This is a genomic window from Gracilimonas sp., from assembly GCF_035704785.1.
GTDB lineage: Bacteria > Bacteroidota > Rhodothermia > Balneolales > Balneolaceae > Gracilimonas.
The window spans coordinates 1-3,210 of record NZ_DASSWP010000073.1 but is presented as its reverse complement, the minus strand read 5'-3'; the positions used below and the strand labels follow the sequence as shown (position 1 = coordinate 3,210).

Sequence of the window (3,210 nt, the reverse complement as noted above, 5' to 3'; positions counted from 1 at the left end):
GATAAAGAATAGCCATCAGGAGCGTAAACCTTTTGAGCAATTACATTATCAACCAAAAAAAGTGCTGCCAAAATAACGGCTATGATTTTAAGATGTATTTTTCTGTTCATATCAATTAATAGCTGGTTTTGAAGATTCGATACTCTTTAACTGTTTTCTTGCTTGAATAAATATGTATAAGCCCCAAGCATTTATTGCAATTTTAATACCTTGTACAGCTATTACACCTAAAACCAGCGAAATAGAAATTACTATGATTAGGTAGTTTATGTAACTAAAGGTATTGGAATGGCCATCTCGGATTCTCATACCCCAAATTACCATTAGCCCTCCGACAACAATTGTAAGAATAACAGTAATAGCATTTAATTCGAAGATGGAATTAATATCCATTTCTAATATAAAAATTGATCCTAAGCCCAAAAGAAGTTTTAAAATACCAAGACCAATAGCCCAGTTACTCGCTGATTTTACTTTACTATCTAAATTTGAATTATCAGAATTTTGCATGTGAGTTATTTTTTGGATTTAAAAGAAAATGCTTAGATGATTTTTTCCTGTATTCTTTTGTGGGATTCATATAAGTAAAAAAGGCCAATAAAAATTTTTGATTTTACTTCATCATCCCGAATGCTATCGAAGTCTATTTTATTAGAAAATATCTTTTGCCATTTATTAAGATTGGTTTCATGATATTTTTGAATACCAAAATAAATATGACTAACACAATCAATTTCTTTCTGAAACCCAAATGTTTTCCATGCATCGATATCAGAACCAACACCAGTAATTTTTTCCGACACATATTTTGTCAATTCCAAACGATCATCTTTGTTTGATATATCGGCCAGTAAACTTGTCGCTGCGTAAATAATTATAAATTCTAAAAATAATTTATCTTCAAGCTTAACCTTCCAGTCTGTTCTGAATTTTTTAAAAACTTCACCATATGTAGGGCGACCTTTGTACCCGAATTTTTTCCAAATTGTATCTTTAAGGGCAAAATCTAAAGATTTAGCAACAATCGAGTTTGCCTTAGGCAGTAAACGTTCTTCAATTTTTCTTAATCCCATATCTGTATTGAAATTGATTGTACCAGCAAAAGCAGTATAACAATTATATTATACGAATAAGGGGTTTGTTAGGGCGAATAGAACAAAATTGCTCATACCCTCACCTGCGGCCCTTTTTATTCGCATAAAGTGATTCTTGGGATGTTATTCGAACGGTCGTTCGCCTAAGGTGTTCGCATAAGATCCAGTCCAATAGTTTGAAATATAACACCTTAAGTCATTATTGCAACTGTAATTGATAGGCAAATAAAAAAGGCTCCACAAGGGAGCCTTTTTAGTGTATCAGATATTAAATAAATCCCCTATTCTTCTCCGGGCAGTTCCAGGTAGTTGGGGTTTGGAGAGGTCCACTCAAACGGGCCGGCTTCAACTTGCAGCGGGTAGAGCTGGTTGAGGGTATCCCCTTCATAGAGCCTTCCGTTTTTCATGACCATTTCTACCGTGTTGGTGTTGCGGAGATCATCCAGCGGGTTTTCATTCAGAATAATGAAATCAGCGAGTTTTCCGGCTTCGAGAGTTCCGATGTCGCCATCAAGTCCAATGGCCGTAGCTCCGTCTATGGTGGCTACCTGTAAGGCATCGTGGTTATCCATACCTCCGGCAGCCATTGCCCATAGCTCCCAGTGGAATCCAAGTCCCTGAAGCTGACCGTGACTACCAACACCGGAAAGTCCACCTGCTTCTTTCAGGTCTTTCTGAAATTCGGCATGTTTCTGGAATACGTGTTCGTCATCATGGAACCAACCCGGACGACGGCGTGACTTGGAAGCCAGCTCTTCATAAGGAGTAAATTTTCTGAGTTTGGTATCAAAGAATGGGTTCTCGCGGGAATAGAAATAGTTTTCCGCCCACGGACCGCCATAAGATACCAACAGCGTCGGAGTAACGGCCATTTTAGCTTCTGCTACAGAAGTCACCACATCTTTATAGATCGGATAAATGGGCAGTGAATGTTCATGTCCCGGATAGCCGTCAATAAGCTGAGTCATGTTTAGTTTCCAGTCAAGCGCACCCTCGGTGGTTGGCATAATACTTTGATCACGAGCCGCCATTAAGATCCACTGTCGCTGCTTGCGGTTCCCCGCTAAGTACATTTTGATGGTTTTGGTATCATAATACTGACTGTACTGTTTCATCACGTCTTTGGCATGCTCAAGGCTCTTGATATTATACGCCCAATAACCAAGTCCCGGACCGGTAGAATACACACGTGGACCCGGCATATTGCCGCTTTCCACCATATCTGAATAGGTCAGTACATCGGTGGTTGCAGTTTGGGGATCGCGGGTTGTGGTAACACCATATGCCAGGTTAGCGGCATAGCCCCAATAGGATTGTTTGTGAAGGCCAAAGGTTGCCCACAGATGAGCATGGGTATCCACAAAGCCGGGCATGATAGTCTTGCCACTCATATCCATTGTTTGCGCTCCGGATGGGGCACTCAGATTTGTACCTACTTCCACAATGCGGTTATTTCGAACCAGGATGTCGCCGTTTTCAATCACTTCATCCCCGTTCATGGTAATAATACGGGCATTCGTAAACAAAATAGTTCCTTCAGGGATATCGCGGTTGATCATTACATCAATACTCAATTCAACCGGCTTGTACCCTTCCTCTTCTTTTTCTTCCTCCTTATCCTCATCTGACTCATCGCCTTCTTCTTTAGATTCGTCATCGCCCTCATCGTCTTCCTTCTCATTGGCTTCTTCCTCCGCTTCCTTAGCAGCTTCTACGCTGTCAGCATAAGCTTCGGCATCGTCGAGGTTATAGATGAAATGTCCGCGGCCTATAGACCAGTGAACGGAGTTTGCATCACCCGACCAGCGTGGAAATTGTCCGCCAATGGTTGTGAGCTTCTTAGCCGGAAATGCAGCATTATCGGCATTGGCAACCGATATAGTTGGTGTAGCACCACCTACAACCGGCACAGTAACTACGTAGATGTCATTGTTGATCTTTGCCATGGCCTGATCACCTTCCGGAGCCATCCACACTTCTTCGGCTGATGAAGGTGGGCTGTTTTCCCGGGAATGTTCTTCGGGGTGAAGTTGAGCGGGAGATGGATAATTATTTCCAAATTCATTAAAGCCTGCTGTAGTTATACCGGTAATGCGTATATGTTCTTTCTCGTCGG

3 protein-coding genes are annotated in these 3,210 nt (G+C 41.5%); all 3 read right to left on the bottom strand.

All coding sequences use genetic code 11. The features are described 5' to 3' along the window. Window positions 1-111: 111 nt before the first annotated feature. Entirely contained in the window at window positions 112-510 is a 399-nt protein-coding gene (locus tag VFM80_RS04130) for a hypothetical protein (RefSeq protein WP_395069836.1), read from the bottom strand. Window positions 511-542: 32 nt separating this feature from the next. Next, on the bottom strand, window positions 543-1,073 hold the full coding sequence (locus tag VFM80_RS04125; RefSeq protein ID WP_395069834.1) for a hypothetical protein: 531 nt from the start codon (window positions 1,071-1,073) through the stop codon (window positions 543-545). 302 nt (window positions 1,074-1,375) lie between these two features. Beyond that, the coding region (locus VFM80_RS04120; protein WP_395069832.1) for an amidohydrolase family protein at window positions 1,376-3,210 on the bottom strand (1,835 nt) is incomplete at its 5' end.

Coding starts and splice junctions, on each gene's coding strand:
- VFM80_RS04130 (WP_395069836.1), bottom strand. CDS start 510: ATGCAAAATTCTGATAATTCAAATTTAGATAGTAAAGTAAAATCAGCG.
- VFM80_RS04125 (WP_395069834.1), bottom strand. CDS start 1,073: ATGGGATTAAGAAAAATTGAAGAACGTTTACTGCCTAAGGCAAACTCG.